General features: G+C 35.4%; 3 protein-coding genes. 2 read left to right on the forward strand and 1 reads right to left on the reverse strand.

From position 1 onward, the window contains the following. Positions 1 to 688 precede the first annotated feature (688 nt). Both ACIQ2Z_RS12545 and typA read left to right on the forward strand, forming a co-directional pair. Positions 689 to 1,954, forward strand: coding sequence for an ATP-binding protein (locus ACIQ2Z_RS12545; protein WP_396184507.1), 1,266 nt, complete (start codon positions 689 to 691; stop codon positions 1,952 to 1,954). Positions 1,955 to 2,423: 469 nt separating this feature from the next. Further along, complete coding sequence (typA, locus tag ACIQ2Z_RS12550) at positions 2,424 to 4,220, forward strand: translational GTPase TypA (protein ID WP_396184508.1); 1,797 nt, start codon at positions 2,424 to 2,426, stop codon at positions 4,218 to 4,220. Between the two features lie 177 nt (positions 4,221 to 4,397). Here the strand turns inward: typA and ACIQ2Z_RS12555 are convergent, their stop codons facing one another. After that, positions 4,398 to 4,562, reverse strand: a complete 165-nt coding sequence (locus ACIQ2Z_RS12555; RefSeq protein ID WP_396184509.1) for a hypothetical protein — start codon at positions 4,560 to 4,562, stop codon at positions 4,398 to 4,400. Positions 4,563 to 4,646: the final 84 nt, after the last annotated feature.

Here is a 4,646-nt window from a genome sequence, read left to right on the forward strand (position 1 = left end):
TCTACTGCTTGGTTGTTAATGGAGTAGGAGGCAAGCACCAAACCATCGGCATTTTTGATTTTTACTTCTGCCCACGCATCAATTAAATCGTTTGAAAAGATAACTATTTTTTATCAAATACAAAGTAAAGGCGGATTTGTAATCCGTGCCCACCCCAATTAAAATTACTATAAAAAAGGTTAGCATTAAAAAGTTAGTGGTTTTAGTTAAGTAAGAGAGGGCATGGCAAGGTGTCCTTTTTTTTCTTACTATTGATATCCACTCCGGCTTTGCTTTGTATGGCAAAAAGGAATTTTTGCCATCTTGCCATCGTCGCGCATTTTATTCGGTTGGTAAAAAGGTATCAATGTTCTAAAGCTGGTGGAGTCTTGCCGGTAATTGTCATGTTCAGTGCGTTTAATGCACACTTCCAAGAGAACCATCTGCATTGGTAAGCTATTACTACTCTCCCACCAATCCATAAAACTCGCAGGCTTAGCCGGACTGAAAACTTATCTTATTTATTCTATAAATACGGATCAGCCATCTATCGATTTAAAGTATCATTTAAGTTTGATCCAGGTGTTAAAAGATGTAATGTGTAAAGTATAAATTCTATAATATGTAAAGTAATTAGTATTTAATATGTAAAGTAAAAATAGTATAATATGTAAAATAATATTATTTTTGTGAAAGAAAAACAAAGTTTATGTCATTAGCTCTTTCTTATATAGTGCGTATTTCAGACGAAGAATTGAAACGAAAATTAAATGCTTCAGGGGCCTTATTAATTCGTGGTATGAAGGGGTGTGGTAAAACACAATCAGCGAAGCAGCTTGCCGCTAGCACGATTTCTTTTGATCAAGACGAGCAGGTCCCCTTTCTTATGGAAACAGCTCCACAGCGATTGTTGCTTGGAGATGCACCCCGCTTGATTGATGAATGGCAAGAATACCCTAAAATATGGAATTATGTTAGACATGAAGTGGATCAACGAAATAAAACAGCTCAATTTATTTTAACGGGTTCTTCAAATCCGGAAGAAAGCGTAAAAATGCATTCAGGTGCAGGAAGATTTACGGTGTTAGATATGCGTACAATGAGTTGGCAGGAAATGGGGTATTCAACGGGTGAGCTCAGCTTGGGTAAACTACTCAATGGAATTGATCAACAAACGAGCGATACTCCAACAAACCTTGAATTTATTGTAGAGCGAATTATAAAAGGTGGATTTCCTGGGTTATTGAATAAAAGTTTAGCTCAGGCAATGGAAGTCAATCGCGCTTATGTTGATTTGTTGGCAGAAGTAGACATGAGTCGTGTTTCAGATGTCAAAAGAAATCCCGAGAAAGTTCGCAGTCTACTGCGAGCACTTGCTCGTAATGTAGCAACAACTGTTGATATTACAGTTCTAGAAAAAGATGTTAAACTAAATGAAAACACGGATGTTTCTCGTCCCACAATTTACGATTATTTAGAAGCATTAAATCGTTTGATGATAATTGAAGATCAACCTGCATGGAATACACATATCCGATCATCAGCTTCTCTGCGAAAATCCCCTAAACGTCATGTTTCAGATGTTGCTCTTGCAATAGCTTCATTAGGTTTAGGAAAAGAAGCCCTACTAAATGATTTAAAATTAACAGGGTTTTTGTTTGAATCATTAGTTGTTCATGATTTGAGAGTGTATGCGCAAGCAAATGACGCTAAAGTATATCATTATTATGATTCAACAGGTTTGGAAGTAGATGCTATTGTTCAAAAGTACTCCGGCGAATATTGTGCTTTTGAAATTAAATTAGGAATCGGGCAGATTGATGATGCGGCTAACAACTTGTTGAAATTTGCTTCAATTTTAGAAAAGTCAAGTAGAGCAAAGTTACAGTCATTGAATGTAATTACAGGCACTGGTATAAGCTATAAGCGGAAAGATGGAGTAAGCGTTATCTCGCTGGCTTCGCTGGGTTATTGATTATTGAAAATAAATTAGTTGGATATGCAAATAAAAATTAATTGTTTAAGTGAAGCGACAAGATTTTCAAAAATTTGCAGTTGGTAGCTATTGTTGTTCTGAACGATGTGCAATACCGTATAATTTTTAGTTAAGTAAGAAAGGGCATCGCGAGGTGTCCTTTTTTTCCTTGCGTTTTTTCCTTGCTATTGATATCCACTTCGGCTGTGCTTTGCATGGCAAAAGGGAATTTTTGCCATCTTGCCATGGTCGCGCATTTTATTTCGTTTGGTTAAAAGGTATAAATGTTCTAAAGACGTAGGGACTTGCCGGTAATTGGTATGTTCAGTGCGTTTAATGCACACTCCCAAGAGAATCCAAATTCACCTACCACCCTCTTTATTACCCTAACGTTAAATCGATCAATGTTTTAACCAAAAGTTTTTTATGTTGAAATAAAGTGTACCTTTGCACCCTGAAAAAATAACAGATGGAATCAATTAGAAACATTGCAATTATTGCCCACGTTGACCACGGTAAAACGACTTTGGTTGACAAAATTATGTATCACTGTCAGCTTTTTCGCGAAAACGAAAACGCCGGTGATTTAATCCTAGACAACAACGATTTAGAGCGTGAACGTGGAATTACCATCACTTCTAAGAATGTTTCGGTTCAGTATAAAGGCACAAAAATCAACATTATTGACACACCCGGTCACGCCGATTTTGGTGGTGAAGTAGAGCGTGTATTAAATATGGCAGATGGTGTTTGTTTGTTGGTTGATGCTTTTGAAGGACCAATGCCACAGACACGATTTGTTTTACAAAAAGCTATTGATTTAGGATTGAAACCGTGTGTGGTTATTAATAAAGTAGATAAAGAAAACTGTACTCCGGAAGAAGTGCATGAAAAAGTATTCGATTTAATGTTTGAATTAGGTGCAACTGAAGAGCAGTTAGATTTCCCTACTGTTTATGGTTCTGCTAAAAACAATTGGATGTCTGATGATTTCAGAAATCAAACTGAAAATATAGAACCATTATTAGATATGGTTATCACTAATGTTCCTGCTCCTAAAGTATCAGAAGGAACACCACAAATGCTTATTACTTCACTTGACTTCTCTTCATTCACCGGTCGTATTGCCATTGGTCGTTTAGAAAGAGGTGTTTTGAAAGAAGGAATGCCAATTTCTTTGGTAAAAAGAGATGGTAAAATACTTAAATCCAGAATTAAAGAAATACACACTTTTGAAGGTCTTGGACGTAAAAAAGTAACAGAAGTTATCGCCGGAGATATTTGTGCGATTGTAGGTGTTGAAGGATTTGAAATTGGAGATACTATTGCCGATTTCGAAAATCCGGAAGCGTTACAAACTATCGCAATTGATGAGCCTACAATGAGTATGTTATTTACAATTAATGACTCTCCTTTCTTTGGTAAAGAAGGTAAATTTGTAACTTCTCGTCATATTAGAGATCGTTTGACAAAAGAATTAGAGAAAAACTTAGCGATGAAGTTAGGTGAAACTGATTCAGCTGATAAATTTATGGTTTTTGGTCGTGGCGTACTTCACTTATCTGTTCTTATTGAAACCATGAGAAGAGAAGGGTATGAATTGCAAATTGGTCAGCCACAAGTTATCATCAAAGAAATTGATGGTCAAAAATGTGAACCTATTGAGGAATTAACAATTGATTTACCGGAAACTCTTTCAGGTAGAGCGGTTGAGTTCGTTTCTATGCGTAAAGGTGAAATGCTGAGTATGGAGACTAAGGGTGAACGTATGATTGTAAAATTTAATATTCCATCACGTGGAATTATTGGATTGCGTAACCAATTGTTAACAGCAACAGCCGGAGAAGCAATTATGGCTCACCGCTTCATTGGCTACGAACCTTACAAAGGAGAAATTGCTGGACGTAACAAAGGATCATTGATTTCTATGGAAAAAGGAAAAGCGATTCCTTACTCTATTGATAAATTGCAAGATCGTGGTAAGTTTTTTGTTGAACCAAATACCGAAATTTACGAAGGTCAAGTAATTGGAGAAAACTCTCGTGGTGATGATATGAGTGTAAACGTAACTAAAGAAAAAAAACAGTCAAACGTTCGTTCGTCAGGAAATGATGAAAAAGCAAGGATTATCCCTCCGATTATTTTCTCATTAGAAGAAGCGTTAGAATACATTCAAAAAGATGAATATGTTGAGGTAACCCCAAAATCAATTCGTTTGAGAAAAATTTATTTGAACGAAACGGATAGAAAAAGATTCAAAATCTAGTTAAGTTAGATTTTAAAAATTTAAAAAAAAGAAGCCGTCTCAATATTAAATTTTGAGGCGGTTTTTTTATTTGATTGAACTTTGATGAAAAGTTTACTATTTTAAAATGAAGATAAAATTGCCTTTAAGCGGCAATTTTCTTTCTTAAATTGTGTGCAATTGCCATTAATCCGAACTCTAACTCGGATTACCCTCCTTACTATATGCTTTTAACAAAGGTTGAATGTTAATTGACTCCACAACTTGGTCAACTACTCGAACGGGATGCTTCTCAGAAATAAAATCGTCAAACGAATAAAGTAAAAGTGTGGTCTGACGTTGATTGTAATGCTTGAAATTCATATCTAATTATCTGTAAATCAGATATAAATATACAAAAAGTAATTATTTTATGCAAGAAAAAACATAAAAAAAACCGTCTCTAGT

Origin of the sequence: Flavobacterium sp., from assembly GCF_044361015.1 — a bacterium.
Lineage (GTDB): Bacteria > Bacteroidota > Bacteroidia > Flavobacteriales > Flavobacteriaceae > Flavobacterium.

What these genes read in the sequence shown, in the direction of transcription:
- ACIQ2Z_RS12545 (WP_396184507.1), top strand. Translation starts at nt 689, where the DNA reads ATGTCATTAGCTCTTTCTTATATAGTGCGTATTTCAGACGAAGAATTG.
- ACIQ2Z_RS12555 (WP_396184509.1), bottom strand. Translation starts at nt 4,562, where the DNA reads ATGAATTTCAAGCATTACAATCAACGTCAGACCACACTTTTACTTTAT.
- typA (WP_396184508.1), top strand. Translation starts at nt 2,424, where the DNA reads ATGGAATCAATTAGAAACATTGCAATTATTGCCCACGTTGACCACGGT.